2 protein-coding genes are annotated in these 1,187 nt (G+C 32.5%); both read right to left on the bottom strand.

The window, feature by feature from the left end; all coding sequences use genetic code 11:
- Positions 1 to 223 (bottom strand): hypothetical protein (locus J3U19_RS11410; protein ID WP_267346372.1); only part of this gene is annotated, 223 nt, incomplete at its 3' end.
- Positions 224 to 269: 46 nt separating this feature from the next.
- The gene (locus J3U19_RS11405; protein ID WP_267346371.1) at positions 270 to 1,100 is read right to left on the bottom strand and encodes a DUF6708 domain-containing protein; all 831 of its coding nucleotides are present in this window, start codon (positions 1,098 to 1,100) and stop codon (positions 270 to 272) included.
- Positions 1,101 to 1,187: the final 87 nt, after the last annotated feature.

Here is a 1,187-nt window from a genome sequence, read left to right as displayed (position 1 = left end):
TAAGAATTAAGTCTAAACATAGGATTATTGTTCCAATACCCAAAATTAATGCTATAGTATAAATAAATATATAAAAAATTTTAGTGGACAATACCAGTCTAATGAATGCACAGTAGTTGTCATTAGCATACAATAAACGTTGGTCGGCACCTGTTAAATAGTTACTGCCTTTATCTAAATCGCCTATCCATCCAAGGATTTGGGGTTGATATTTTGATGGCATGGTTTTACTCCTGATTCCTTATTGTATAGCGTTATATCCAAGCTTATTATGATGCTTTAACATTATACTTTTGTTTGATATCAGCTAGCTCGTCATGCGTGGTGGCATTAAATGCTTCTACCATCCACTCTGGCCAACCTTGACCTTTTATAATCTCTTTTTTGAATTGAGTTTCTTGTTCCCATTTGTATTTGCCATCGTTCAAGCTGATTAAATCATTCGCACACATAAAATTATTAACCCAACCCCAGACCTGATAACTACCAATGCCATTGCGTAGCGGATCTAACATAATATGATCGATGGTTTTATTGGTATTGGGTTTGCACACCATTAAAATGGTGGAATTGAGGGAATATCGGGAATAGTTATGCACCACCACCCCTTGTAGATACGCCCAATCGTATTCTTTAATACGTTTTTTATTGGGATGCAAAAAGGTTAAAGGGTTGCGTAATATCTTAAAATTAAAAAAATAGCTTTCATTGACATACACTTTACCGGTTTTACGGTTAAAAATAATGGGGCTGCCACGGCGTGTAAATAAATTTTGATACAATTCCGATAAAAATGTTAAGTACATAGCAATGGTATAAATCAACATGCCGGTAGTGATTACTAAAAATATATTAAAATGCTTTTTCACTGAAATAACTTCAAAAAAATATATATAAATTACAATTAAAAAAAAATAAGTAATGCTAACTAATGCAAATACACTTAAATATAAAATCTGATCGTTTAATGTTTTACGAATAAAAGCACAATAATTATCATTGGCATACAATAAACGTTGATCGGCTCCAGTTAAATAATTTTCGCCTTTATCTAAATCGCCTATCCAACCAAGGATTTGGGGTTGATATTTTGATGGCATGCTTTTACTCCTGATTCCTTATTGTATAGCGTTATATCCAAGCTTATTATGATGCTTTAACATTATACTTTTGTTTGATGTCGGCTA

Origin of the sequence: Gilliamella sp. B2828 (assembly GCF_026537125.1) — a bacterium.
Lineage (GTDB): Bacteria > Pseudomonadota > Gammaproteobacteria > Enterobacterales > Orbaceae > Gilliamella.
Note: the sequence above shows the minus strand (reverse complement) of the source record. Positions and strands in the feature narration are given on the sequence as shown.